Source organism: Hymenobacter aranciens, assembly GCF_030580865.1.
GTDB classification, from domain to species: domain Bacteria; phylum Bacteroidota; class Bacteroidia; order Cytophagales; family Hymenobacteraceae; genus Hymenobacter; species Hymenobacter aranciens.
Genome location: NZ_JAUQSY010000017.1, coordinates 53,131 through 78,662, shown reverse-complemented (window position 1 = coordinate 78,662; position 25,532 = coordinate 53,131). Strand labels below are relative to the sequence as shown.

The 25,532-nt window shown below is 65.9% G+C and carries 19 protein-coding genes; 11 read left to right on the top strand and 8 right to left on the bottom strand.

Annotation, left to right across the window (positions count from 1 at the left end):
* Positions 1-194: 194 nt before the first annotated feature.
* On the bottom strand, positions 195-776 hold the full coding sequence (locus tag Q5H93_RS20695; protein WP_305008607.1) for a hypothetical protein: 582 nt from the start codon (positions 774-776) through the stop codon (positions 195-197).
* Positions 777-1,021: 245 nt separating this feature from the next.
* Here Q5H93_RS20695 and Q5H93_RS20690 point away from each other — a divergent pair, with 245 nt between their 5' ends.
* Both Q5H93_RS20690 and Q5H93_RS20685 read left to right on the top strand, forming a co-directional pair.
* Complete coding sequence (locus tag Q5H93_RS20690; protein WP_305008606.1) at positions 1,022-4,162, top strand: serine hydrolase domain-containing protein; 3,141 nt, start codon at positions 1,022-1,024, stop codon at positions 4,160-4,162.
* An 85-nt stretch (positions 4,163-4,247) separates the two neighbouring features.
* A complete protein-coding gene (locus Q5H93_RS20685; RefSeq protein ID WP_305008605.1) occupies positions 4,248-4,913 on the top strand; it encodes a hypothetical protein in 666 nt (221 codons plus the stop codon).
* A gap of 11 nt (positions 4,914-4,924) precedes the next feature.
* Here Q5H93_RS20685 and Q5H93_RS20680 read toward each other — a convergent pair whose 3' ends face one another.
* The 3 genes from Q5H93_RS20680 to Q5H93_RS20670 all read right to left on the bottom strand — a co-directional run bounded on the left by Q5H93_RS20680 (position 4,925) and on the right by Q5H93_RS20670 (position 7,330).
* Complete coding sequence (locus tag Q5H93_RS20680) at positions 4,925-5,218, bottom strand: hypothetical protein (protein WP_305008604.1); 294 nt, start codon at positions 5,216-5,218, stop codon at positions 4,925-4,927.
* Positions 5,219-5,299: 81 nt separating this feature from the next.
* Positions 5,300-6,796, bottom strand: coding sequence for an HTTM domain-containing protein (locus Q5H93_RS20675; protein WP_305008603.1), 1,497 nt, complete (start codon positions 6,794-6,796; stop codon positions 5,300-5,302).
* 120 nt (positions 6,797-6,916) lie between these two features.
* The gene (locus tag Q5H93_RS20670; protein ID WP_305008602.1) at positions 6,917-7,330 is read right to left on the bottom strand and encodes a hypothetical protein; all 414 of its coding nucleotides are present in this window, start codon (positions 7,328-7,330) and stop codon (positions 6,917-6,919) included.
* Positions 7,331-7,620: 290 nt separating this feature from the next.
* Here Q5H93_RS20670 and Q5H93_RS20665 point away from each other — a divergent pair, with 290 nt between their 5' ends.
* The 3 genes from Q5H93_RS20665 (at position 7,621) to Q5H93_RS20655 (ending at position 10,483) form a co-directional block, all read left to right on the top strand.
* Positions 7,621-8,028, top strand: coding sequence for a thiol-disulfide oxidoreductase DCC family protein (locus tag Q5H93_RS20665; RefSeq protein ID WP_305008601.1), 408 nt, complete (start codon positions 7,621-7,623; stop codon positions 8,026-8,028).
* A gap of 183 nt (positions 8,029-8,211) precedes the next feature.
* A complete protein-coding gene (locus Q5H93_RS20660; protein WP_305008600.1) occupies positions 8,212-9,351 on the top strand; it encodes an esterase/lipase family protein in 1,140 nt (379 codons plus the stop codon).
* 199 nt (positions 9,352-9,550) lie between these two features.
* Positions 9,551-10,483, top strand: a complete 933-nt coding sequence (locus Q5H93_RS20655; protein WP_305008599.1) for a T9SS type A sorting domain-containing protein — start codon at positions 9,551-9,553, stop codon at positions 10,481-10,483.
* Between the two features lie 66 nt (positions 10,484-10,549).
* Here Q5H93_RS20655 and Q5H93_RS20650 read toward each other — a convergent pair whose 3' ends face one another.
* Both Q5H93_RS20650 and Q5H93_RS20645 read right to left on the bottom strand, forming a co-directional pair.
* Positions 10,550-11,035 (bottom strand): hypothetical protein, encoded by a 486-nt coding sequence (locus Q5H93_RS20650; protein WP_305008598.1) that lies wholly within the window; start codon positions 11,033-11,035, stop codon positions 10,550-10,552.
* Between the two features lie 45 nt (positions 11,036-11,080).
* A complete protein-coding gene (locus Q5H93_RS20645) occupies positions 11,081-13,507 on the bottom strand; it encodes a glycoside hydrolase family 31 protein (RefSeq protein ID WP_305008597.1) in 2,427 nt (808 codons plus the stop codon).
* A gap of 213 nt (positions 13,508-13,720) precedes the next feature.
* On the opposite strand from Q5H93_RS20645, the gene Q5H93_RS20640 reads away from it, so the two are divergent.
* Complete coding sequence (locus Q5H93_RS20640) at positions 13,721-15,325, top strand: glycosyltransferase (RefSeq protein WP_305008596.1); 1,605 nt, start codon at positions 13,721-13,723, stop codon at positions 15,323-15,325.
* A gap of 15 nt (positions 15,326-15,340) precedes the next feature.
* On the top strand, positions 15,341-15,838 hold the full coding sequence (locus Q5H93_RS20635) for a YdeI/OmpD-associated family protein (RefSeq protein ID WP_305008595.1): 498 nt from the start codon (positions 15,341-15,343) through the stop codon (positions 15,836-15,838).
* Positions 15,839-15,850: 12 nt separating this feature from the next.
* Here Q5H93_RS20635 and Q5H93_RS20630 read toward each other — a convergent pair whose 3' ends face one another.
* Together Q5H93_RS20630 and Q5H93_RS20625 are read right to left on the bottom strand one after the other, a co-directional pair.
* Positions 15,851-16,384: a hypothetical protein gene (locus Q5H93_RS20630; RefSeq protein ID WP_305008594.1), complete on the bottom strand. Its 534-nt coding sequence runs from the start codon at positions 16,382-16,384 to the stop codon at positions 15,851-15,853.
* A gap of 40 nt (positions 16,385-16,424) precedes the next feature.
* A complete protein-coding gene (locus Q5H93_RS20625) occupies positions 16,425-18,470 on the bottom strand; it encodes an alpha amylase C-terminal domain-containing protein (protein WP_305008593.1) in 2,046 nt (681 codons plus the stop codon).
* 105 nt (positions 18,471-18,575) lie between these two features.
* Here Q5H93_RS20625 and ggt point away from each other — a divergent pair, with 105 nt between their 5' ends.
* The 4 genes from ggt (at position 18,576) to Q5H93_RS20605 (ending at position 25,503) form a co-directional block, all read left to right on the top strand.
* Complete coding sequence (ggt, locus tag Q5H93_RS20620) at positions 18,576-20,321, top strand: gamma-glutamyltransferase (protein WP_305008592.1); 1,746 nt, start codon at positions 18,576-18,578, stop codon at positions 20,319-20,321.
* 27 nt (positions 20,322-20,348) lie between these two features.
* Entirely contained in the window at positions 20,349-22,763 is a 2,415-nt protein-coding gene (locus Q5H93_RS20615; protein ID WP_305008591.1) for a WG repeat-containing protein, read from the top strand.
* A 66-nt stretch (positions 22,764-22,829) separates the two neighbouring features.
* Positions 22,830-23,465, top strand: coding sequence for a response regulator (locus Q5H93_RS20610; RefSeq protein WP_305008590.1), 636 nt, complete (start codon positions 22,830-22,832; stop codon positions 23,463-23,465).
* Positions 23,466-23,514: 49 nt separating this feature from the next.
* On the top strand, positions 23,515-25,503 hold the full coding sequence (locus tag Q5H93_RS20605; protein WP_305008589.1) for a sensor histidine kinase: 1,989 nt from the start codon (positions 23,515-23,517) through the stop codon (positions 25,501-25,503).
* Positions 25,504-25,532: the final 29 nt, after the last annotated feature.

Below are 25,532 nucleotides of genomic sequence, written 5' to 3'. Positions count from 1 at the left end.
TTTGGTAAGACATAGCTAGAGGCGTGACTCGGGCGCAAAAGCTACCGCCGAGCTCGCCGGGGTTGAAAGGGTGTACGCGAAAGTATTAGAATGTGGCTAAGCCGGCCGGTCATTTTTAGCTAAAAATGCCTTTTTTTGTCGATAGAACGGCATTTTCCAGGAAAATTACCGAGGTAATCCGGGCGTAGTACCGGCTATTGGGCAGGTCTTATTAAGTCAGAAGCCTCTTCGGGCGCGGCAGCGGCGAGGCGCGCCACGGCCAGCCGGCCCAGCTCCGGGGCCAGGCGGTGGCGCGGCCGCTCCCGAATGGGGCGCGGCATGCCGATAACCAGTGTGCGCCCCGGCAGTTGCACGTAGAGGTCGCCGTGGTCGTCGTCGTAGTAGGCCTCGTGGCCCAGGCCGGTCACGGGCAGCACATCGCGGCGCTTGAGGTCGTTGCCGGCCTGCACCACCCGGAAGGCCGCCGCTGGCCGAAACGACACCTGCACCACGGCCTCGGCGCTGGCGCCGCCACTGTCTTCCACAAACATGCAGGCGGCGCCCTGGCTTTGCTGCCGCACCGGCCGCCCGGTGAGGCTGGCCACCTCGCGGGGCGTGAGCAGGCGGCAGGTTTCGGTGTTGAGCACGGCGGCCGAGTCGGGCTGCACGGTGCTGGCGCGCAGCCGCCCGCCCGTGGATAGCTCGGTGGGGGCGCCGCCGCAGGACGCCAGCAGCAGGGTGGCGCCGAGACCAAACCCGAATAGGCCGGGCCGACGGAAAAAAGCAGGAGTTTGCATGGCCGGCAGGAAAATGGCTGGCGCGCGTCTCCGACGCGTGCCGACTGGGTTCGAGTCTCAGACTCGTTAATAGAACATTTTTCAAGCAGTCGTTCGGGCTAGCGAGCCAGAGGCTCGAACCCAGCCGGCACGCGTCGGAGACGCGCGCCAGCAAAAGATACTACGGGCCGGCGCAAAAAAAGGAAACGCCGCGCCTGCTTCACGCGGGGCAAAGCGGTACTTTCGCAGAAAAAAACGCCTCCATTTTGCGCACCTTCTGTTTTCGTTTAGGATTTCTGTTTCTGCTCATCGGCCCGCTGCTGGCCTCGGCCCAGCAGCGGCCGGCCGGCCCGGTGCGGCGCCTCGCCCTGCCCCGCGTGGAGGCCGCGCGCCGGGAAGCGGCCCGGCGCCTGGCCGCCCGCAAGCCGCAGCCCCTTGCCCCGGCCTTCACGCAGTACCTGCACTCGCGCTGGGTGGATAGCCTGATGCGCGTGCTCACGCCCGACCAGCGGGCGGCGCAGCTATTTATGGTGGCCGCGTACTCCAACCGCAAGCGCATCGACGAAGACTCGGTTTCGGCACTCATTCAGCAGTATGGCATCGGGGGGCTGATATTTTTCCAGGGCGGGCCGGGCCGGCAGGCACAGCTGCTCAACCGCTACCAAAGCCAGAGCCGCGTGCCGCTGCTGGTGGCCATGGATGCCGAGTGGGGCGTGGGCATGCGCTTGGATAGCGTGCTGAAATTCCCGTTTCAGTCAAGCATCGGCGGGCTGCGCGACACGATGCTGATTTACGACATGGGCCGCGAGGTGGCCCGGCAGTTCCGGCGGCTGGGCATGCACGTTAACTTCGCCCCGGTGGTGGACGTGAGCAACAACCCCCTCAACCCCGTGACCGGCTACCGCTCGTGGAGCGACGACCCGGCCACCGTGGCGCGCCTCGGCGGCCTCTACATGCGCGGCATGCAGGACGCCGGCATCCTGGCCGTGGCCAAACATTTCCCCGGCCACGGCGACGTGGACGTGGACTCGCACCTGGCCCTGCCCACCCTGCGCGCCGACCGCGGCCGGCTCGATTCCATCGAGCTGCCGCCCTTCCGGCGGCTCATCCGCGGCGGCATCGGCGGCATGATGGTGGCCCACCTCAACATCCCGGCGCTCGATACGGCCGGTGTACCCAGCACCCTGGCGCGGCCCATCGTGACGGGCCTGCTGCGCGACGAGCTGAAGTTCAACGGCCTCATCTTCACCGATGCCATGAACATGGGCGGCGTCATCAGCAAGTTCCCGCCCGGCGAGGCCGATGTGCGCGCCCTGCTGGCCGGCAACGACATCCTCGAATTCAGCAAAAACGTGCCGCTGGCCCTGCGCATGGTGCGCGCCGCCGTGGATAGCGGCCGCATCTCGCAGCAGGAAATCGACCAGCACTGCCGCCGCGTGCTGGCCCTCAAGCAGTGGGCGGGGCTGAATAAGTACCAGCCCATCAGCTCGCAAAACCTGGTGGCCGACCTCAACCCGCCCCACGCCCAATACCTCAACCACCGCCTCACGGAGCTGAGCCTGACGGTGCTGCGCAACGACAAGAAGCTGCTACCCCTGCGCCAGCTCGACTCCTTGCGCATTGCCACGCTCATCATCGGCGGCACGCCGGCCGATACGGTGGAGTTTCAGCGGGCTGTGGCCGACTACGCGCCGGCCGCGCACTTCCACCTGCCCGCCGCCCCTTCGCTGGATGACATGGTGGACTTGCGGGCCAAGCTGTTCGGCTACAATACTATTCTGGTCGGTTTCCAGGATTTGAGCCGCAAGCCGGCCACTAATTTCGGCATCACGCCCGAGGCCAATGCCCTGCTGCGCGAGCTCGTGAAGCCGGGGCAGCAGGTGGTAGTCACGGTGTTTGGCTCGGCCTACGCGGTGCCCAAGCTGCGCGATATCAACCAGGCGGGCGCGGTCATCCTGGCCTACCAGGAAAGCGCCAACGCCCAGCAGCTGGCGGCGCAGCTCATCTTCGGCGGCATCGGGGCCAGCGGGAAACTACCGCTGGCTTTGTCAGAAAAAATGCCCGCCGGCTTCGGCCTGAAAACCGAGGGCGGCCTGCGCCTGCGCTACGCCAACCCCGAAGACGTGGGCCTCGACAACCGCCTCGAAGCCCGGGTGGACAGCCTCGTGGGCCGGGCCCTGGCCACCCAGGCCACGCCGGGCGCACAGGTGCTCATTGCCCGGCGCGGCACGGTGGTACTGCGCAAAAGCTACGGCAACCAAACTTACGCTGGCTTCGCCGCTAATGAGGAATTGGGAAGGAGGAATGAAGAATTGAATAAGAGGAAGGCAAAAAGCACGACGGCTAATTCTTCATTCCTCCTTCCCAATTCCTCATTCTCCGCCCCCCGCCCCGTGCGCAACACCGACGTGTACGACCTGGCTTCGCTGACCAAAGTACTGGCTGCCACACCCGCCCTGATGCAGCTGCAGGCAGCGGGCAAATTCAGTCCCGACAGCACGCTGGGGCAGTATTTCCCAACCCTGCGCAAAACCAACAAGGCCAGCCTAAAGCTGCGCGACGTGCTGGCCCACCAGGCCGGGTTGAAAGCGTTTATTCCCTTCTGGCAGGACCTCACCAATAAAAAGGGCGAGCTGCGCCACCGCTACGTGCACACCGATTCGTCGGCCCGCTTCCCGCTGCCGGTGGCTGCGGGGCTGTGGGGCAGCCGCCGGCTGCCGGAAATCATTGTGGCGAAAATCGGGGAATCGGCGCTGAATGAGAAGCCGGGCTACGTGTATTCGGACTTGTCGTTTTACCTCTACCCGCAGCTGGTGAAGGCCCGCACCGGGCTGACGTTTGAGGAGTATGTGCAACGCAACATCTACCGGCCGCTAGGGGCCAGCACGCTGGGCTTCCGGCCCAAAAACCTGTTTGCGCCCGGCCGCATCGTGCCCACGGAATACGATTCGACCTTCCGCCGCCAGCTGCTGAATGGCACCGTGGACGACGAAGGCGCAGCCCTGCTGGGCGGCATCTCGGGCCACGCCGGCCTCTTCGGCACCGCCAACGACGTGGCTAAGCTGGCCCAGACCTACGCCTGGAACGGCCGCTACGGCGGCCGCCAACTCTTTGCCGAAAACGTGCTGGCCGAATATACCCGCTGCCAGTTTTGCCCCCAGAACCGGCGCGGGCTGGGTTTCGACCGGCAGGCCACGCCGCCGGTGGGCAATACGGCCAAGGGCGCTTCGGGCCGCAGCTTCGGGCACGCGGGCTTCACGGGGACTTATTTCTGGGTCGACCCGGCCACGGAGCTGGTGGTGGTGGTGCTCACCAACCGGGTGCATCCTTCCCGGCACAACAACAAGCTGAGTCAGCTGAACTTGCGGACGGATATTCAGCAAGTGGCAGTTGAGAGTATAAAATGATTCACTGGACGGATAATCACCGCTATCGGCTTAGAGTTAGACAGCTAAATTCTGGATTTTCCTCCTACCTCACAACTATTTTACAATGAGAACGCGCTATTATCTGCTATCGGCTATTGGAGCTATCTTATTAGACAGCTGCGATGTCCCAGGTCCGCAGTATCGGCTTTCAGCCGAACAGCTGGCTTGGCAGCCTTACCGCATCGGCGAAGTGCTGCGATTCGGGCACGCACAGGATGGACGGGTACGTAGCTACCGGATTGCCAGCGTTGATAGTAGAATGGATGGGGCACGGGGCGTATATTTCTCAGGGCGGCCAGGATACGAGCGCATTACCGTGAAGACGCAACGATTGGATACGACGTTTTACTACTATAATTCTGCCCCGGGCCAGCCGCTCGATTCAGCTCTTTTTCAGACGATGGCCCTCGACCTGTATCTATATGCACCCGAGGGTGGTACCCCGCAACTGCAGGCGCAATACGGTTGGGATTACAGTGTATTCAGTAGAAGTCTGCCATTGGATTCTGCTATCGCTGGGGCAACTTGGAATTACCCGACTCTAAGGATTCTACCTTCCGTAACGCTAGGAGGCATTGATTATGCCCAAACCATCTGGCAGGCCCTAGACTACGGCAATCAGCAAAGCTCACGCCGCTACAAGCTTATTCGCCAGCTGTATTATGCTAAGGGCAAGGGCGTAGTAGCCTTTGAAGAAGACGGCACGGGCCTCTGGTACCGCCTGCCGTAGCACGGAAAAACTTACTGCTTGACCGTAGTGGTTTTTGTGGTAGCGCGCACCGTACCGCCGCTGGTGGTTTTGCGGGAGATGCTGCCCTTGTGCCGCACAGGCGCCGGGTCGGTGGATTTACGCCGGGTGACGGAGCTGCTGGTAACGCTTTTGCTGGAGTGGCTCATGCTGGAGCCGGCGGGGCTGCCAATGGTGACGCTGCTGCCGGCGGGGCCGCTCACGGTGCCGGGGGTGGTTTGGGCCAAGGCCTGACCGGACAGGCTGATTACGCCGAGCAGGACGGCCAGAAGAAGTGACTTTTGCATGGTGCTGATTATTGAAGCAGGTTGAGCTTGGTGCTGCCTGGCTATACGTAAGCAGCCGCCCGATGGTCGGTTGTTAACTTGCTAGGGGGCGCAGCTGCACAGCACTTCGCGGCGGACCGGGCTGGGTTGGTAATCGGGCTGCGACACTTCTTTCATATACACCACTTCGAGCTGGCGCAGCGGTGGGTGGGCGGGGTTTTCGTGCCAGATGCGCAGCAGGTAGTTGCAGTAGTAGGGTCGCATCCAGGCGTTGCTCACGAAGAGGTAGTTCTCGGAGTATTTGCGCCACCGGTCGTTGCGAAACAGTGCCACTACAGAACGCGGCTTGGCGTAGCTGACGGGGCGGCCCTGGCGGTTGAGGTCGAGCACTTTGCCCGTCTTCGTGGTGCCTTCGAGGATGTACCAGCCGTCGTCCTTAAACACCACCGGCGCAAACATGCCCCAGTGCTGGTCGATGCGAAACAGGTAGCCCAGCCAGCGGGCAGGCTCGCGCATCAGCCACCGCGGGGTGGTGAGGATACCGTCGAGATTCCACCAGCACACGTAGGCTAACAGCCCCAGCACCAGCCCCTCGCGGCTGGCGCGCAGCAGGCGGCGCGGGCCGGCGCCCCAGTCGTGCCGCTGCTCCAGATGCAGCCGCCACGGTAGCTGCCAGGCGGGCAGCCGGGGGCGCCAGGCGCGCAGGCGCTGCATGGGCAGCTGGCCGCGCCGGGCCAGCCAGTCGAGCGCCGGGGGCGGCAGCAGGCCGAGCGTTGAAACAATGTTAATCAGCCAGAACAGCCCCACGAACAGCGTGAGGCTGATGCCCAGGTGAAACAGCAACGTGAGCCCCACAAAGGCCAGCCGCCACCAGCGCACGCCCACCGGAATGAACAGCAAAATGGGCAGCCCCAGCTCTAGGTACCAAGTGGCGAAGGTGAGCGTGCGCAGCAGCTCGGGGTGCGGGTAGAGCAGACGGCCCAGCGGCAGCAGCACCTGGTCGAGGCTGAGGGCGTAGTAGAGCGCGGTGCCCTCGGTGGTCCACTCGGGTCCGGATTTGAGCAGGGCCGTACACCAGTACAGCAGCGCAATCTGCACTACGTAGGCCAGGGTGGCGGCGCTGCAGTAGCCGGTGGTTTCGGGTGGCGGCAGCAGGCGCGCATCGCGCGAGTACAGGCGGCCCCAGGGCAGGAAAATGCCCCAGAAAAGCAGCATCCGCAGCAGGTCGTCGCCGCCCTGCCCCACGAGGGGGTTGCGGTTTTGCAGCGACACCAGCAGCACCCACGAGGCCACCGTGGCCAGCCGGGTGTGGTAGCCCAGCAGCAGCGCCACCGCCACCGCTGCTGCCATGCCGAACAGCAGCGCCTGCACCTGCCACAAGCCGCTCACTACGTGGAAGGAAAACTGGTAGGGTGTCCATAGTCTCTCCAGCAGCACCGGCACCGGCAGCACCCCCATATTAGCATAAAACGCCTCCAAATCGGTGCTGCGAATGCCCAAGTCGAGCAGCAGCAGCAGGGCCACGCCCATGCGCAGCAGTGCCAGTGCGCGCAGGTCGAGGGTAAAGGGGCGCTTGAGCCAGGTAAAGAGAACTGCCATGCAAGATAAATTTTAGCACGATGGCCGCGCCACGGCTACCATCCCCCAAGAAAGAAGGCGAAAAAGCAGACCGGCCAACCGGTTTTGCTTTTTCGCCTTCTTTCTTGTCTACTAAGCGCTTTAGCGGGTGGTAGTGCCGCTGGTGGTGCCCGAAGTGGTCATGCCGGTGGTGCTACCCGAAGTGGTGGTGCGGCGGCCTGCCGTAGTGCTGCCAGCCGTGGTAGTACGCCGACGGCCCGAAGTGGTGCTACCGGCCGTGGTCATGCCGGTAGTACTGCCGGTGGTGGTCATCCCGGTGGTGCTGCCGGCCGTAGTCATACCCGTAGTACCGGCGGTGGTCCCCATGGTCGTGGTACCAGCGGTAGTACCCGCCGTAGTACCCATCGTGGTAGTGCCGGCCGTGGTGCCCATTGTAGTAGAGCCAGCGGTGGTCATACCGGTAGTGCCCGCAGTAGTAACCTGGGCCGAAGCAGTTGCGGTGTTCAGCAGGCCGAACAGCGCGAGCGCCGCAGCGCAGAATGCAGTCTTTTTCATAGTAAAGTAGCGGTGGAAATAATGTGGTGGAAGGAAACCACCTGGCGGCCAACCGGCTTTCAGGTGGCCCTTCTATACGGGCAGCGGCGACGGTTTGCTGCCTTTTAACACCGAATTAATTGGTATTTTGCTCGTGATAAATACGTAGAACCCATCAATTACCAGCGCCGCCCGCCAACTCTTCGTCGTTGCCAGCGGTTACACCTGGGTCAGTGCAGCCGGGCGTTTCCCACCGCTCAACTACTGGCCAGAGGCCGCGTATTACCGGCCTCCCCTTTCCGTTTCCAGCTATGCCTTCCAGTCCGGCCACTATTCTCTTCGACGGCGTGTGCAACCTCTGCAACGGCTTCGTACAGTTCGTCATCCGGCACGACCGACAGCGACGGTTCCACTTCGCGGCCCTGCAGTCGGAGGCTGCCCGGGCCCTGCTGGCCCGCCACGGCCAGCCCCTCCCCGCCCCCGAGCCCGACTCGGTGGTGCTAGTCGAAAACGGGCGCGTGTACACGCATTCGGAGGCCATTTTGCATATTGCGGCGGGGCTGGGCGGCTGGTGGCGGGCGCTGGCCCTGGGCCGGGTGCTGCCCCGCCCCCTGCGCGATGCTGCTTACCGCTGGGTGGCCCGGCACCGCTACCAGTGGTTTGGCCGCCAGAATAGTTGCATGCTGCCCACGCCGGATTTGAAGGCCCGGTTTTTATAATTGCTCGCTTGGGAAAACCTCACCCCCAGCCTCTCTCCAAAAGAGAGGGGAGCCAACCGCAAGGTGCATTTCCGGTGCCCTCTCTCTTTTGGGAATGCGCATCAAGCATTCTTCGGGGGTCAGGGGGTGAGGTTTTTCCAGGCGAGATACCACACATCACTCTCAAAGCCCCACCTTTACCGCATGGCTCCATCTCCTGACAATCAGCCCAGTCGCTTCCGCCGCCTGCTGGGGGCAGTGGGCCGGGTGGCGGCGCTACCGGTGCGCGGGGCGGGCTACCTCGTTCGCTCGGGGCAGGCGCACCAGCATTTTTTCCTGCCGGTGCTCAACGGCGCCCTCGGCGACCAGCTGGCCGCCCGCCACGACCCGCGCGCCATCCAGCTGAGCTTCCGGCGGGCGGGCCGCGACGTGCCCGTGGCCGAGCTGGCCCTCAGCGAGCCCCGGCAGAAAACGGTGGTGTTCATCCACGGCCTGATGGGCGACGAGCTTATCTGGCAAACCGGCTTCCAGGATGGGCCCGGCAGCCGCCGCTACGGCCCCCGCCTGGCCGAAGATGCGCGCGTGCGCACCCTCTACCTGCGCTACAACACCGGCCTGCACCTCTCCGAAAACGGCCGCGCCCTGCACGCCCTGCTCAGCGAGCTGGTGGCCACTTATCCTGAGGCCATCGGCGAGCTGGTGCTCATCGGCCACAGCATGGGCGGGCTCATTATCCGCTCGGCCGGACATTATGCTTCGCGGAGTTATGAGTTAGGAATTATGAGTTATGAATTGGCAAACGTGCCCGACTCCACCACTCACAACTCAAAACTCACAACTCATAACTCTAGCTGGCTACCCCACCTCCGCTCCGTCTTCATGCTGGGCACCCCCAACGACGGCTCGTGGCTGGAGCAGAACAGCCACTTCACCGAGCGGCTGCTCAATCGTATCAACGTCTTCCCCACGCGCTTCCTGAGCCGGGCGCTTAACAAACGCAGCAACGGTATCAAGGACTTACGCCAGGCCATTCTGGTGGATGAGGACTGGCAGGACGCCCACGCCACCGACCTGCTGCCGCCGCGCACCGAGGTGCCGCCGCTGCCCGGCGTGGCCTACCACGTGCTGCTGGGCTCGTGGCTGCGCACCACGCTGCCCACGGCCGTGCGCGAGTATTTCGGCGATGGGCTGGTAGGCACCGGCAGCGCCCGCGGCAGCGTGTTCGGGGCCGAGGCGAAGCTGCCGTCGGGGACGACGGTGCGGAGCGCGGTGTTTGCGCAGCAGCACCACGGCGGCCTGCTCAATCATCCGGAAGTGTATCAGTACCTGAAGCTTCATTTGTAGCGGTTGCGGTTTAAAGCGAATGTAGGGGCGGGGCTTGGTTACGCCCCTACATCCTAAGCCCAAAATTTTTCCTAAAAAAAGCAGGAATGAGGCAACGGTGAATTCCGAAGCCGAGTCAAGGCGAACAGAAAGCAACGGGACAGCAGTAGCCGCCCGCTTTAGCCCACCTCTGATTCACCATTCTCATTTCTCTTTTTACATGCAAAAACTTCTTCGCTTCGCCGCCGCCGTCATCGCCGTGCACGGCCTGCTCACGGCTGCCCCGGCCCAGGCCCAAACTACCACATTTGCCAACGGCAACTTCGAAACCTGGAGCAACCGCAACGCCACGCAGGCCCCCGACAACTGGCTGACTACCGACGACATCTTTGGGCAATTTCTCCCCATTCCGTTCAGCTTCGGCAGCGTGACGCGCACCACCGACAGCCACGGCGGCGCCTACGCCGTGAAGCTGGAAACCGTGACGATGCCCGGCCGCGGCGATACCATTCCGGGCGCGCTGATGCTGGGCACCCAGCTGGAAGCCTTCCGTCTGGGTTTGCCGGGCGGTATCCCTTTCACCAGCCGCCCGCAGGAGCTGCAGTTCTACTACAAGCTCACCGGCGCCCACGCCGCCGACGACTCGGCCCAGGTGCTGGTGACGCTGACGCGCTTCGTGAATGGGGCCATCGAGCCCATTGCCGTGGGCGAGCCGCTGGTGCTGGCGCCCGCCGCCACCTACACCCTGGCCACGGTGCCGCTGACGTACATCTCGTCCGACGCGCCCGATTCGCTGCAAATTGCCTTCACCAACACCGTAGTGAACCTGCCGCACCCCGGCACCGCGCTCTACATCGACGACGTGAGCCTGCGCGGCACCGCCCTGGCCACCCGCACCAAAGTGGCGTCGGACCTGCGCATCTACCCCAACCCCAGCACCTCGGGCATCTTCGAACTCAGCACCGCCGAGGCCGCCCTGCTCACTGCCCCGCTCAGCGTGTGCGATGCCACCGGCCGGGTGGTATTGCGTGAAGACAAAGCCCGCGCCACCGCCAACCGCCGTATTGATTTGAGTGGCCGCCCGGCGGGAATTTATTCCCTGCAGCTAAGCACCAGCAAGGGCGTGGTGACGCGCAAGCTGGTGGTGCAGTAGCCATTCAGTGCCCATAATAAATGAAAGCGGCGCTTCCGGTGGAGGCGCCGCTTTTATTAGGATAGTTCAGATGGTCAGCTTCCGCCGCAGCTCCTGCACGGCGTCGGGCAGCTCGGGGTGGCGGCGGCTCTGGCCTTTCCGGCGGGCCAGCACGTCGGCCAGCTCGGTGATGAATTCCAGGGAGTCGTCGAGCGGCGCGATGAGGAAGCTGCGCAGGCGGCGGCCGTCGCTGAGGGTGATGCGCAGGGTGCCGAAGGGATGGTGGCAGCCCGCATCGGGCAGGCCGGGGGCGTAGGTTTGGGCCAGGGCCTGCAGATGCTCCAGCTCGGCGGCGGGCACCAGGTACACGGGCTCGGCGCGGTAGCCGGGGGCCAGGGCCAGCTTTTCATCCAGCGCCGAGGCGTAAGTGCACATAAACAGGCCGAACACCGGCTCCGTTTCAGGGCCGATGTGCGACACTTTGAGGAAGGGCCGGTTCTGGTCCTGCGCCCATGCGCGGGGCCGGCAGCCGAGCAAGCCACCGAGCACCAGCAGCAACACAACTATTCTCATTAGGTAGAATGGGAATCGGCAAATTGCCGGGCCGACCGCCGGGAACTACGCGCCGAGCTGGAACACCAGCTGGCCGAAATCCTGCGCTACTACCCACGCCCCCAAAGCGCCGGCAGCAGTAGCGGGCTCGAAGGTAGCAGTTTGCTCGTTCACCAGCTCCGCATCGGGGCAGCCGTGCAACACCACGCGGTAGCGCCGGAAGGCCGGCTGGTAGTCGCCGTCGATGGTTTGGGTGAGCGTCAGCGTTTTCTCGGTGCCCAGCACCGTGAAGCGGCGGGTGGTTTGCTGGCCTTCCTGGTAGCCGTAGCCCTCGCCGCCGTCGTCGTAAAGCACGCTGTCGGCGGTACCGTTTTTATAGTAGACGTGCAGGGTTAGCTCTTCCACCACTTTTTCGCCCACGTATTGCATCACCGGCTGCATGGGCAGCACGGCGCCGGCTTTCACGAACAGCGGGATGCGGTCGAGCGGGGCGTGGGCCCACACTTCGGCGCCGCCGGTTTTGGGCTCGTCGGTCCAGTAGTAGTACCAGTCGCCGCGGGGCAGGTACATCCAGCGGCCATCGGTGCCGGGCGAGGTGATGGGGCACACCAGCAGGTGGTCGCCGAGGCCGAATTCGGCCATGCGCAGGTAGGTTTCGGTGTCGCTCTGGTCGAGGAAGGTGAGCGGGCGCAGCATGGGCGTGCCCTTCGTAACGTACTGCCAGAACGTGGTGTACATGTATGGCAGCAGCTGGTAGCGCAGCTCGATAAACTGCCGGGCCACGCTGGTGTAGGGCTCGCCGAAGCTCCAGGGCTCCTGGTCGCCGTGGTCGCCGGAGCTGTGGGTGCGGAAGAACGGGTGAAAAGCTCCCAAGGCAATCCAGCGGGCGTAAAGCTCGCCGCTGGGCGTATCTACGAAGCCGCCGATGTCGCTGCCGATGAAGCTGAAACCCGAGATACTCAGGCGCTGGCACTGGATGTTGGCCAGCCAGAGGTGTTCCCAGGAGGCGATGTTGTCGCCGGTCCAGCCCGAGGAGTAGCGCTGGCCGCCGCTGTAGGTGCTGCGCGTGATGGTGAAGGGCCGGTCGGGGTACGAAAAGCGCTTCACGCCCTCGGCCGTGGCGCGGGCCATCTGCATGCCGTAGATGTTGTGGGCTTTGAGGTGGGAGGCCGAAAGGCCTTCGTAATCAAAGCGTACGTCGGGCGGGAAGGTACCTTTCTCGAACACGGCCGGCTCGTTCATGTCGTTCCAGACCCCCTTCACGCCTATTTCGCCAATCAATTCCTTGAACAAGCCGGCCCACCATTCGCGCACCTGCGGCCTGGTGTAGTCGGGGAAGTTGCAGAGGCCGGGCCACACCGAGCCTTTCATCAGCGGGCCATCGCCGCGCCGGCAGAAAAAGTCGCCCGCAATGCCTTCCTGGTAAACGGAATAGTTCGGGTCGACTTTGATGCCGGGGTCGATGATGACGACGGTCTTGAAGCCGTCGGCCGCCAGCTCCTGCACCATGCGCTTGGGCTCGGGGAAGTGCGCTTTGCTCCAGGTGAAGCAGCGGTAGCCCTCCATGTAGTCGATATCCAGGTAGATAGCGTCGCAGGGAATCTCGCGCTCGCGCAGGCCGCGGGCAATTTCCTTCACGTTGCTTTCGGGGAAGTAGCTCCACTTGCACTGGTGGTAGCCGAGCGTCCAGAGCGGGGGCAGCTCGGGCGGGCAGGTGAGCAGGGTGTATTCCTGGGCGACTTCCATCAGGGTGGGGCCGTAGATGAAATAGTAGTTCATCTCGCCGCCCTGGGCCCAGAAGCTGGTGACGTCGGCCCGCTCGGCGGCGAAGTCGAAGCTGGCTTTGAACGTATTGTCGAAGAAAATACCGTGGGCGCTGCGCTGGTGCAGCACGTGGTAGAAGGGGATATTTTTGTAGAGCGGGTCGGTACCCTTCTGGTAGCCGTAGGTGTCGGAGCCCCAGTTGGTGAAGCGCTTACCGCGCAGGTTCATGTTGTCGGGCTTGTCGCCGAGGCCGTAGTAGTGCACGCCGGCGGGCACCTGCTTGCTCATCTTCACGATGTCGTTGCCGGTGTCGTCGTTGTATTCCCAGTGGAAGCCCTTTTCGTCCTCGGTGAGGACGGTGCCGGAGCGGTCGAGCACGCGGGTGCGCAGGTTTTCCTTCTGAATGAGGCAGATGAGCCGGCCGGTGGTGAGGCGGTAATGGTCGTCCTTCTCGGTGAATTCCAGAAAGGCCGGTTTGGCCTTAGCGAAAGCCTCGGTGGGCACGGCGTAGCTGAAATCGGGCTCCAGGGGCGTGTCGGTGAGGTAGCGGAAGCGCAGGATTTTGTCGCTCAGCACGTAGAGGGCCAGCCGCACGCCGTTCTGGCAGGTAAAAACGAAGCGGTTGCCGTCCTGCACGGCGCGCAGCACCGGGCCGGGGTAGTGCTCCTGGCCACTTTTGGCGGCCAGGTCGTTTATCATGTAGTTAAGTTCGTTGGCCGTGGATGCCATAGGAGGAAATTCTTGAGGGAGGGGGCCGAAAGGACCGGAAACCGGCGGCGACTAATCGTTCACCATACCGAATAAGCGTGCAAAATAACCTTTTCGGCGCGTATCGGTCCTCTTCGGGGCGGCTAGTTTTCGGCCACTGGTTGCGTGGGCGGCGCGAACGGCGCATCTTTGCCGCCGAGCTTCGCCGCTTTGCGTACACCGGTTTTTCTGCCCATGACTCAGCCTGCCCCTTCCCTACTCGTGCTGGCCTGGGACGACGCCGACCCCGGCGCGCACCCGGTCGCTGCGCCCCCTACCCTGCCCGTATTGCGCCAACTCGCTGCCCACCAGCAGCTGCTGGCCGTGCTGCCCGAGCTCCCCGCCGAGGTGCAAACCACCGAGTATCAGGCCGAGGTGGCGACCCAGCAGCACGAGGAAGCAACTGCAACGTTAGCCGCTGCTGAAACGGCCACAACTGCCACGCCAGCCACTATAGAGGCCGCGCCCGCGCTGCATCCCGAAGCCGACCACTCCTTCGGCACGGTGCTGCTGCCGCTGCCCGGCGCTGAAACGCCGGTGTCGGCTTCGCGCATCATCGGACTGGCCGAACTGGCGGGGCCGACGGTTTTCGTGCCCGCGCCCCTCCCACTGCCCGCCACGGAAGCCAGTGAATTACCCGCGGCCCCGGCTGCCACTCCCGTTGCAGGCGCGGCCCCGACGCTACCAAGCCCGACTTCTCCCAATCCCACGCTGCTGCCGGCACGGCTACCCGCGCCGCTGGCCGCGTTCGTCCACACCGCCCCGCGCCCCGCGCAGCCGTGGACGGCGCCGGCCGCGCCCTATCTGGGCAGCAGCCAGCCGCCCAGCCCGCCCGAAACCATCGGCAGTGCCGAAGCCGCCGATTTGCAGGGCGCTGCTGCCATTGAGCTGCCCCTTGCCACGCCCGAAGCGGCGGCAATTGAAGGCGCTTCCGATTCGCTGACGGATACGGCGGTGGTCAGGCATCCGTCCTTTTCCATAGCGACCACTGTATCAAGTGCCATTCCTGCCGCAATGGGCCGCGATGCCGAGGAAACTGCTTTATCCTTCAACGAAACCCCGGCCAGCACTGCCAACGGCGCCGCCGAGCTTACCGCCAGCGCCCCCGAGCCCGAAGCCGATGCTTTCGCCCAAACCTCGGCCGAAATCGGCCCCGAGGAAGCCGCCGACCTCTACGCGCCCGAGGACAACCTGACGCTGGCGCCGGAGGAAGTTGATTCCAGCCTGCCCGCCCCGCCGCTGCCCGATGCACCCGAGCGCGCCTCGCTCACCCAGGCCCTGCACGCGCTGCACCGCATGGCCCCGGAGCCCGAACCGGAATTGCCGCCCGCCATCGACCTGGCGGCGGCAGATTTGATTGAGCCCGAGCCACTACCGGCCACCGCGCCGGCGCCCGTGCCGCTGTCCGACAACCTGCACTACCGCATTATTCAGTACGCCCGCTTTGCCACCCACGTAGCGGCGGAGCAGCCCGAGCAATTCGGCGCCATCTACGCCCCCAACTGGCCCACCTGGCTGGCGGCGCTCGAAATTCGCTACCGCAGCCGGCGGCCGCTGGTGCTGCACGTTACGGAGCTGGCGGCCGCCACGGCCGCGCCCGCCGAGCGCGGCTGGCGGCTGGAGCTGGAGCGCTACGCTATCCGCCGGGCCCACACCATTTTACTGGCTACCGATGCCCTGCGGCGGCAGCTGCTGCGCCACTACGGCCACCCGCCCGGCCGCCTGCGCGTCATCGCCCCCGATGATGAGCCGGGCATCAACGCCATTCTGGCCAAAATTGGCACGGTGGCTGATTTTTAGCTTTTCTTTGCCCTTATGAATCCCTCCGACGAGCCCGAAATTACCTTTGAACACGAATTTGAAGCCCAGCTCGAAGCCGATGACGGCGACATCGGCGGCGTGTTTGTGGTGGTGCCCTACTCCGTGACGGAGGCCTACGGCACGCGCGGCCGGGTGCCCATTCGCGCCACTTTCGATGGCTTCCCATACCAGGGCAGCCTCACGCCGCTGGGCGACGGCCACCACGGCATCCTGGTGCTCAAGCAGATTCGCCGGGCGGTGGATAAGACCGTGGGCGACATCGTGCACGTGGCGCTGAGCCGCGACACCGCCGAGCGCAAAATCACCCCGCCCGACGACTTGGCCGCCGCGCTGGCCGCCGCGCCCGCCGCCGCAAAATATTTCGACAAGCTGGCCTTCAGCCATCAGCGCGACTACGTGCGCTGGCTGGAGGGCGCCAAAAAGCCCGAGACGCGGGCTAAACGCTTAGCCGAGACGGTAGCGCGCCTGGCGCAGGGCCGTAAGCGGGCGTAGGCGCAACAGTGGTTAATAACAAACGTCGGCGGTGAATACCACCGAGTACTTTTTCATGGATTTATCTGGCTGCCTGACCAGTATCACCGCCTTTATTTCCCGGCATTCAAACTTATTCGGTGAAAAAAGCCTGAATACGTAGACCTCCGCTCCTGTCCTATAGGCCACAGACTCCCGCGCATTCATCGTTTTAGCGGCCGGGAGAGAATCACTTACCAATCTGGCATCCCAAGTAACGGCCAAAGTGCCCGGTTTCGACTCTTTCGTGGGAATCACCACCAGCTTGGCTAGAAAGTCACCGTTGGCCAGCCAGACAGCTTCGCCTGTTTTGGAATTCATCATGAACCGACGCTCCACAAAAGCCTCTTTCACGGCGAATGAGAATCCACTGGCATCCGTAATACTAGCTGGCTCCATGTGGTACGTTGCCAGGAGCATGCCGTCCTTTTTGGAGTAAGCGCTGGATTCGCAGGTGACTTCAAGCATCTGCTGGGAGCCGGCGCAGGAGCCTAGCGTGAGCAGTAGTAGCGCTTTTAGGTACTTCATCGGCTGGCTGAGTTTCAGCCTAAATGCTTCGTTATGGTGATTAGACGGTGGTAAGCACCAGCGCCGTGCGGTTGGGCAGGTACACGCTCAGCCGCGGCGCCTCCACCGTGCCGCCGCCCCCCAGTGTGTCGTATATCACTGCCTTATCCAGCCGGTCGAAGCCGCCGAAAGCCGCATCATCAGTCGAAAGCAACAGCTGGTACTGGCCCGTGGCGGGCACGGGGAAGTTGTAGTCGGGCAGGCTGGTTTCGGGGTTGAAATTGAAAAGGAAGGTGAGGCCGCCGCGGGTGAAAGCCAGCACGTTGTTAACTTCGTCGTGATTTAATAATTGCGCGGCAGGGGCGGCCAGCAGGTGCTGCTGGCGGGCCAGCTGCGTCAGGGCCTTGTCGAAGGCGCCGAGGAAGTGGAACTTGAGGCCGGGATTGTCGGCGAGGCTCCACTGGCGGCGGGCGTACTGGTAGCTCCAGTCGTTGCCGGCCCGGGGGAAGTCGACCCACTCGGGGTGGCCGAACTCGTTGCCGATGAAATTGAGGTAGGCTTCGCCGCCGGCGGCGAGGGTTATCAGGCGAATCATCTTGTGGAGCGCCAGGGCGCGCGCGGCTTCGGGCGCGGGGTCGTCGGCGTTCATGTGCGCATAGATGGCCGAATCGAAGAGCCATTGGGCGAGGGTTTTGTCGCCGACGAGGGCCTGGTCGTGGCTTTCGGCGTAGGCCACGGTTTTTTCGCCGGGGCGGCGGTTGGTGAGCGTGTGCCAGAGGTCGCCGAGGGGCCAGTGCTCGTCGGGCGTGTGCTTGAGCAGCTTAATCCAGTAGTCGGGGATGCCCATGGCGAGGCGGTAATCGAAGCCCACGCCGCCTTCCTTAATGGGGCGGCAAAGGCCGGGCAGGCCGCTCATGTCTTCGGCAATGAGCAGGGCGTCGGCTTTGAGCTCGTGGACCAGGGTGGTGGCCAGCATGAGGTAGAGAATGGCGTCCTCATCAGCTCCGGGGCCGAAGTACTGCTCGTAATCCATGAAGGCCACGCCTTCGCCGTGGTGGTGGTAGAGCATGCTCGTGACGCCGTCGAAGCGGAAACCGTCGAAGTGAAACTCGTCGAGCCAGTAGCGCAGGTTGCTGAGCAGGAAGCGCTGCACTTCGGGGCGACCGTAGTCGAAGAGCTTGGAGTCCCAGCCGGGGTGGTTGCCGCGCTCGCCCTGGTGGAAGTAGAGGTTGCCGCTGCCGTCGAAGTCGGCGAGGCCCTCGGCTTCGTTTTTCACGGCGTGGGAATGCACGATGTCGAGCAGCACGGCGATGCCGCGGCGGTGCGCCTCATTGATGAGGTGCTTGAGGTCTTCGGGGGTGCCGAAGCGGGAGCTGGCGGCAAAGAAATTGGCCACGTGGTAGCCGAAGGAGCCGTAGTACGGGTGCTCCATCACAGCCATGAGCTGCACGCAGTTGTAGCCGTCGGCCGCGATGCGCGGGAGGATGTTATCGGCAAACTCGCGGTATGTGCCCACGCGGTGCTCCTCGGTGGCCATGCCCACGTGGGCCTCGTAGATGAGCGGCTCGGGCACGGCCTTCTTGACGCGGAATTTCTGGTCGGTCCACTGGAAGGGCTCGGCGGGCTGCCAGTGCTGGGCGGCAAAATCCTTGGTGTTGTCGTCCTGCACGGCGCGGCGCAGGGCGGCGGGCAGCCGGTCTTTGCCCTGGCCGTGGGCCACGACGTGCACTTTGTAGCGGCTGCCGTGGGCCAGGCGCGGCTGCCCATCAACATCGGGCAGGAAAACTTCCCACACGCCGAACTCCAGCGGCTGCAGGGGGTCGGCGGCGCGGTTCCAGAAGTTGAAATCACCTATTAAATAGAGCGCCTCGGCGCCGGGGGCCCACTCGCGGTACACGAGGCCGCCGCGCCCGGCATCGTAGTAGAGGCCGAGTTGCTGGTGGGCGGTGGCGTAATTAGCGAGGGAGCCGTGGTACTGCTCGATTTCGGTCAGGCGGGCTTTATAGCGCTCCTGGCGCAGCAGCAGCACGGGCTCGAAGGGCTGGAGCCAGGCGTCATTTTTGGTGAGGGCGAGCTTAGGGGCGGCGGGCTTTTTCTTCGGGGGCATGACGAGAGACGGGTTGGGACTCAAATGTAGGGCAAGGCAAGCGCTACTACGCACTACGGGGCGCGACTGTATAGAAGTATGCCCCGCCCGACGTTTCTTTGCCAAATGAAAACCAAACTGCTGGCTTTACCCCTGGCACTTTTACTGGCTTGCGCGGGCGAGCGGTCCGTGACGTCGTCGGGCCGGGCTTTTGAATCGAACCTGGCGATGGCGCTGCCCAAGACGAGCGCGCCCGTGACCACACGCTACGCCATGGTGGTGTCGGCGCACCCCGAGGCCTCGCGGGTGGGCACGCTGGTGCTGCAGCGCGGCGGCAATGCCTACGACGCGGCCGTGGCCGTGCAGCTGGCCCTGGCCGTGGTGCTGCCCGCCGCCGGCAACATCGGCGGCGGCGGCTTCCTGGTGTACCTCGACCGCAACGGCACCGCCGGCGCGCTCGACTTCCGGGAGCGGGCCCCTCTGGCGGCTTCCAAGAATATGTACCTCGACAAGGCCGGCAACGTGATGCCGGACCTGAGCACCACCGGGCCGCTGGCCGTGGGCACTCCCGGCACCGTGGCCGGCATGGTGGCCCTGCACAAGCGCCTGGGTAAGCTCTCGTGGCCCTCGCTGGTGCAGCCGGCGGTGGCGCTGGCGCGCCGGGGCTTCGCCCTCACAGCCCGCGAGGCCGAGGGGCTCAACCGCGTGCAGCTCGACCTGTATAAGCAAAACGTCGGCAGCACGCCGGCCTACCTGCGCTCGGGCGGCTGGAAGGCCGGCGACACCCTGCGCCTGCCCGAGCTGGCCACGACGCTGGAGCGCATCCGCGACCAGGGCCGTGTCGGCTTCTACAAGGGCGAGACAGCCCGCCTGCTCACCACCGCTATGGAAAAGCACGGCGGCCTCCTCACCCAGGCCGACCTCGATGGCTACACGGCCCGCTGGCGGGCGCCCCTGCGCGGGCGCTACCGCGAGTACGAGGTCATTTCGATGCCGCCGCCCAGTTCCGGCGGGGTGGCCCTCATGCAGATGCTGCAGATGCTGGAGCCTGTAGACATGGTGCGCTACGGCTACCACTCGCCCCTGGCCACCCACTACCTCACCGAGGTAGAGCGCCGCGCCTACGCCGACCGCGCCACCTACCTCGGCGACCCCGACTTTGGCCGCGTGCCGCTGGCCAGGCTGCTCGACATCGACTACAACCGCCACCGTGCCGGCAGCATCAAGCCCAACGGCCGGGCCACGCCCAGCCGCGAGGTGACGGCGGGCGAGGGCATCCCCGGTTACGAAAGCACCGAGACCACCCACTACAGCATTGTCGATGCCTACGGCAATGCCGTGAGCTGCACCACTACCCTCAACGGTGGCTACGGCAGCCGCGTGGTGGTGCCGGGCGCCGGCTTCCTGCTCAATAATGAGATGGACGATTTTTCGGTGAAGCCCGGCGTGCCCAACGCCTACGGGCTGGTGGGCGGCACCGCCAACGCCATTGCGCCGGGCAAGCGCATGCTTTCTTCGATGACGCCCACCATCCTCACGCGCAACAATAAGCTGGCGATGGTGGTGGGCACGCCCGGCGGCAGCACCATCATCACGAGCGTGCTGCAGGCCATCGTGGGCATTGTCGACTACGGGCTGAACGCCCAGCAGGCCGTGGCCGCCCCGCGCCTGCACCACCAGTGGCTGCCCGACCTCATCGACGTGGAGGCCGGCGCCCTCACCCCCGCTGCCCAGGACACCCTGCGCCGCCGCGGCTACCAGCTCAACCCGCGCCAGCCCTGGGGCCGGGTGGACCTTATTCGGGTGCTGCCCGATGGCCGCCTGGAGGGCGGGGCCGACCCGCGCGGCGACGACACGGCCCTCGGCTACTAGCGCGCCCGCACCATGGGCCGCGCTTCTGTGCTTCGCCGCGTTGCGGCACCGCTCCTGCTTTTCCTGTTGATTAGCACGGCGCTGCCGGGCCTGGTGCGGGCCCAATCAACTGCCCTTCCACCCCTCGACTACCCACTGCGCGAGGTGCTGGAATTGCGCATCACGCCGCTGCCGCCGGGCGGGCTGCTGCCGGTGCGCCACGGCAACTGGTGGGGCTTTGCCGATACCACGGGGCGCTGGATAATTACGCCTTCGCTGGTGGCGGGGGTGCTGTTTCCGCCGGCGGGGCTGCTGCAGGTGCAGGGGCTGCTGGCCGAAGACCGGGAGGAAGCCGAGACGCTGCGCGACCGTTACCAGTCGCGGGGCACTCCTCTGGACGACTATTGGGAGGACACGCCCCGGCCCCGCGCGTTTCTGAACGCCGCCGGCGAGCTGCTGCGCGTGACGGCCGCCGAGGCTGCCGTGCTGCTGCCCGATGGCCGCCTGCGGGCCGTGCCCCGCCGCGAGGTGCGCGCCGGGCAAGTGGAGCTACTGACCGTGAGCGACCTGGGCCTCGTGGAAAACCCGTACGCCCGGGGGCAGGCCCGCAGCTTCGTGACGCGGCCGCTGCTGGCGGGGCGCGCCGAGGCCCGGCGGGTGCCCGGCGATACGCACCCGCCGCCGGGCCTGCGCCGCCTGCAGGGCGAGGCCGCCCGCCTGCACACCACCGAGCGCACCTCATTCGAAACTTTGGGCAGAGGGCGCTACACCATTCGCCGCAGCACCCGGCAGTTTGCCGAGCGGGTCAAATATAGGCATAGCCGCCGCGAGGAGCAGGGCTGGGAGGACGAGGAGGGGCCGGTGATGCTGCTCAACCGCCGGGGGCGCCCCCTGACGGCGGCGGCGTACCAGGATATCAGCGATTTCCGGGGCCGGCTGGCCGTGCTGTACCGCTATGCCCCCGACGGCTACCGGCGCATGACCGATACCGTGGGCTACCTGGGTTTGCTGACCCGGCGCGGCCGCGTGCTGCTGCCACCCACCAACGCTGGGGTGCAGTTGTGGCCCCACCACCGGGCGCTGGTGACCCGCCAGCACCGTATCACGACTTATAATTCCGACCCTGGCATTGTGCGGCGCGGCATCGTGAACCGCCACGGTCGCTGGCTGCTGCCGCCGCAGCCTAGTCTCAGTCTGCCGGATGCGGCGGGCTACCTGCGGCGCCGGTGCGGGCGGGCGGCGGGCGATACGGTGGTGGAATTTCTGACCGGGCGGGGCCGGCCGGCGTTTCCGAAGCTGCCCGCGCTGCGGCAGGCCTCGGCCTTTGCTCACGGCCGGGCCTGGGTGCGGACGGATGCCGGGCCGGGCTTGCTCAGCACGGCCGGGCGCTGGGTGGTGAGGCCGGGGCAGTATGAGCAGCTGCTGTTTATGGGCGACTATTACACGAAGGAATTCCACGAGCGCGACCACCAGAACGTGCGCTTCGAGCCAACGCGCTTTGTGCGCGACAACCTGCACGTGCCCCACCCGCCCGGCTACCAGGAGGAGGAGCATTACTCCGACACGGCCTACGCCGTGGTGCGGCAGCAGGGCCGCTACGGCCTGCTGCGCCTGGCTACGGGCCAACTCCTAGTGCCCTGCCGCTACGACGAAATCACTTACTGGGACGGCCGCTACGGCAGCGCCCGCCGCGAGGGGCACGATTACGTGCTGCGAGCCCGCGACGGCCACGAGCTGCTGCCCGGCCGCTACCGGGGCGAGTCGTACTCCTTTGCGGGCCAGCCGCCGCGCCTGCACATCTACCCCGACCCCGACCACTGGCTGGTGGCCGATACCAGCGGCCACCCCCTGACGCCGGCGCTACGGCGGGCGCCCGGGGGCCGCAGCTTTCTGACCCCCGAGGGCCTGGCCGAGGTGCAGGTGGCCGACCACGCCGGCCAGCCCTGCTACGCCTGGGTGGTGGCCGCCACCGGGCTGCCCGCCTTTGCCGCCGACGACTGCCCCGCCATCACGTATTCGGGCCAGACGCCGTGGTTTCATACCCGCTACACCAGCTACGGCGCCCACGATAAGGGCGTGGTGCCCAGTGGAGCCTACGTGCGCTGGCTGCCGCACGGCGAGCGGCGCCTGTTGCATGTGCGCAACGGTCAGCTGGTGGACCTCACCGGCCATAGCTACTATGATTTGGAGCAGCTGGCCGGCGGCTGGCACTTCGCGCTTAATGACGACAGCCAGGAATTGCTGATTTCGCCCACCGGGCAGGAATACGTGGCCCCCAAGGGCCACCACTGGAACCGCCACTTTCACCTGCCGGGCAACGTGGTGCCCTTTGCCAACGGCACGGCCGCCGCCGTGGAGGGCCTCCGCAGCGAGCTCGTGCTCATTGGCCCCGAGGGCGGCCTCGTCACCCGCGGGGGGCGGGCGCTGGAGGGCGCCCGGGGACGCAAGCGGCGCCAGAACTAGGCGGCGCGGGCAATCTAACATCTTTATGCGATGCACAGCGGGCGGCGCGGGCCCGACCTTTGCCCCATGCTACCCATTGCCATTATCGAAGACCAGCCGGAGCTGCGCGCCGCCCTGGCCGACTACCTCTGCCAGCAGCCCGAGTTCCGCTGCGTGCTGGTGGTGGGCTCGGTGGAGGAATTTCTGGCGGGCGCGAGTGCCGTCAACCCTACCCCGCAGCTGATTCTGAGTGATATTGGGCTGCCGGGGCGCTCCGGCATCGAGGGGCTGCCGCTCATTCGGCAGCGGCTGCCGCAGGCGCAGGTGATTATGCTGAGCGTATTTAATGATGCGGAGCGGGTGGTGGCGGCGCTGCGGGCCGGGGCCGTCGGTTATCTGGAGAAAGACACCCTACCGGCGCAGGTGAAGGAGGCGCTGCTGCAGGTGGCCGCCGGGGGCTCGCCCATGAGCCCCGGCGTGGCGCGGCAGGTGGTGCGGTTTTTTCAGCCCGCGCCCAGCCAGCAGCCGCAGGAGGCGCTCACGCCCCGCGAGCAGGAGGTGGTGCGGGCCATTGAGGATGGGCTGAGCTACAAGCTGGTGGCCAAGCGGCTTTTTATCAGCGTGGATACGGTGCGGGCGCATATTCGGAGCGTGTACCGCAAGCTGGAGGTGAACAGCAAGGCCGACATCCTGCGCCGGGCCGGGCGGCAGGGGCCCGCGTAGGATGCTGGGGGTGATGCGCAAAACGCGGCGGCCCGGTTACATTTGGCTTATGCAGAAAATTCGACTGTCGGCGGTTGTACCAGCCCTGCGGCGCGGCCTGCTGGCGGCGCTGCTGCTCGTGGCCGGGCGGGCGTGGGGGCAGTCGCCGCATTTGCGGCAGCAGTGGGCGCTACTGGAGCAGCAGCCGGCCGGCAGCCCGGGCCGGGTGCGGGCATTGTGGCACCTGGCCTGGGAGAGCGAGCTGCCGCCCGAGCGGCAGGACTCGCTGGCGGCGCTGGCCACGGCGGCGGGACGGCGCCTGGGCACCCCGGCCGACACGCTACCAGGAGCGGTGTGGACGGCGCGGCGGCTGGTGTACGCCGGGCAGATGGCGCCGGCCGAGGCGCGGCTGCGGGCGCTGCTGCCCGCCGCCCGGCAACTGCCCGACCCGTGGCTGCGGGTGCAAGTGCTGCTGCTGCTGGCCCGCAACCATTGGGGTACGGCCACCCACGCCCGCGCCGAAACCTATTTGCAGCAAGCCTGGGCGCTGGTGCGGCGCCAACCCGACCCGGCGCTACGCGCCCGCGTGGCCTGGCTGCTGGGCACGTTCTACGTGGACAGCGGCACGGCGCTGGAATGGTTCTTTCGGAGCCTGCCGCTGGCCGAGCGGGCCGGCGACCAGGCCCTGCTGGTGAATATTCTGGGCAGTATCGGCTACCATTACCAGGAATTAAGGGGCCTGGACCAGGCGCAACTGTACTACGAGCGGGCGCTGGCCCTGGCGCGGGGCCTGCACAGCCCGCCCATCCTGTGCCGGGCGCTGGTGGTGAGCAGCGGACTGCTGGTGGCACGCGGCGAGCTGGCGCTGGCGCGGCGGCAATACCGGGAGGCGAGTACGCTGGCGACGCTGCGCAACACCCAATTCACCATCGCCAACAACCTGGCGACGGTGTACCAGCTGAGCAGTATGCCCGACTCGGCCTTGCACTACGCCCGGCAGGCGCGGGGACTAGCGCAGAGCCTATACGACACGTATTTGAATTATAGCACGCTGGCGCACCTCTTTCTGGAAACGAAACAGCTCGACAGCGCCCGCGTGTATGGGCAGCGGGCCTACGCGCAACACCCGCCCGACACCCTGCAGCTGGCCATGCGCGACCTGTGCGAGGTATTGGCCCGCACCCACGCCGGGCTGGGCGAGTGGCGGCCCGCCTACGTGTTTCAGCGGCGCCTGCAGGCTTACCGCGACTCCCTGAGCAGCGCCACCATGCGCGCGCGGGCCGATGTGGCCCAGCAGCGCTACACGCTGGAGCAATTGCAACTGCGCGACCAGGAGCTGGCCCGCCTGCGGCGGCAGCGCACGCTGACGCTGACTGCCGCTGCGGCCCTGCTGGGGCTCGCATTGACCGTGGGCGGGGTGCTGCTGGTGCGGCGGCGGCAGGCCCGCCGCCTGGAAGCCCTGCGCACCAGGCTGGCCGCCGACCTGCACGACGACGTGGGGGCCCTGCTCACCCAGCTGGCCTTCGACACGGCCGTGCTGCAGGGGCAGCCCGACACCGGAGCCGACCAGCAGCCCCGGCTGGCGCGTATGGCCACGGCCAGCCAGCAGGCCGTGCGGCAGCTGCGGGAGGTGGTGTGGAGCATCGACAGCCGCCACGACTCCTTTGCCAGCCTGCTCGACCGCCTGCGCGACTACGCCCACGAGGTGCTGCCCCCGGCTGGGGTGGAAGTGGACTTTCGGGCGGCACCCGAGCTGTATGCGCGGCAGCTGGCGGCCCCGGCGCGGCAGGGGCTCTACCTTATTTATAAGGAGGCGCTGCACAATCTGGTGAAGCACGCCCGCGCCACGGAGGCGACCATCCGGCTGGGGGCCGTGGGCCGGGCGCTGGAGCTGACCGTGGACGACGACGGGCCCAGTGCGCCCCCCGCCACCCTGCCCCGGCACCACGGGCTCGACAACATGGCCCGGCGCGCCCGCGAGCTGGGCGGGCACATGGCCTACGAGGCCGCCCCCGGCGGCACCGGCTGGCGCGTGCGCCTGACGCTACCGTTGGGCTAGGCAAGCGGCAATAAATAGCATACCTATGC

Coding starts and splice junctions, on each gene's coding strand:
- Q5H93_RS20660 (WP_305008600.1), top strand. CDS start 8,212: ATGGCTCCATCTCCTGACAATCAGCCCAGTCGCTTCCGCCGCCTGCTG.
- Q5H93_RS20695 (WP_305008607.1), bottom strand. CDS start 776: ATGCAAACTCCTGCTTTTTTCCGTCGGCCCGGCCTATTCGGGTTTGGT.
- Q5H93_RS20630 (WP_305008594.1), bottom strand. CDS start 16,384: ATGAAGTACCTAAAAGCGCTACTACTGCTCACGCTAGGCTCCTGCGCC.
- Q5H93_RS20640 (WP_305008596.1), top strand. CDS start 13,721: ATGACTCAGCCTGCCCCTTCCCTACTCGTGCTGGCCTGGGACGACGCC.
- Q5H93_RS20675 (WP_305008603.1), bottom strand. CDS start 6,796: ATGGCAGTTCTCTTTACCTGGCTCAAGCGCCCCTTTACCCTCGACCTG.
- Q5H93_RS20680 (WP_305008604.1), bottom strand. CDS start 5,218: ATGCAAAAGTCACTTCTTCTGGCCGTCCTGCTCGGCGTAATCAGCCTG.
- Q5H93_RS20625 (WP_305008593.1), bottom strand. CDS start 18,470: ATGCCCCCGAAGAAAAAGCCCGCCGCCCCTAAGCTCGCCCTCACCAAA.
- Q5H93_RS20655 (WP_305008599.1), top strand. CDS start 9,551: ATGCAAAAACTTCTTCGCTTCGCCGCCGCCGTCATCGCCGTGCACGGC.
- Q5H93_RS20670 (WP_305008602.1), bottom strand. CDS start 7,330: ATGAAAAAGACTGCATTCTGCGCTGCGGCGCTCGCGCTGTTCGGCCTG.
- ggt (WP_305008592.1), top strand. CDS start 18,576: ATGAAAACCAAACTGCTGGCTTTACCCCTGGCACTTTTACTGGCTTGC.
- Q5H93_RS20685 (WP_305008605.1), top strand. CDS start 4,248: ATGAGAACGCGCTATTATCTGCTATCGGCTATTGGAGCTATCTTATTA.
- Q5H93_RS20635 (WP_305008595.1), top strand. CDS start 15,341: ATGAATCCCTCCGACGAGCCCGAAATTACCTTTGAACACGAATTTGAA.
- Q5H93_RS20605 (WP_305008589.1), top strand. CDS start 23,515: ATGCAGAAAATTCGACTGTCGGCGGTTGTACCAGCCCTGCGGCGCGGC.
- Q5H93_RS20610 (WP_305008590.1), top strand. CDS start 22,830: ATGCTACCCATTGCCATTATCGAAGACCAGCCGGAGCTGCGCGCCGCC.
- Q5H93_RS20650 (WP_305008598.1), bottom strand. CDS start 11,035: ATGAGAATAGTTGTGTTGCTGCTGGTGCTCGGTGGCTTGCTCGGCTGC.
- Q5H93_RS20645 (WP_305008597.1), bottom strand. CDS start 13,507: ATGGCATCCACGGCCAACGAACTTAACTACATGATAAACGACCTGGCC.
- Q5H93_RS20665 (WP_305008601.1), top strand. CDS start 7,621: ATGCCTTCCAGTCCGGCCACTATTCTCTTCGACGGCGTGTGCAACCTC.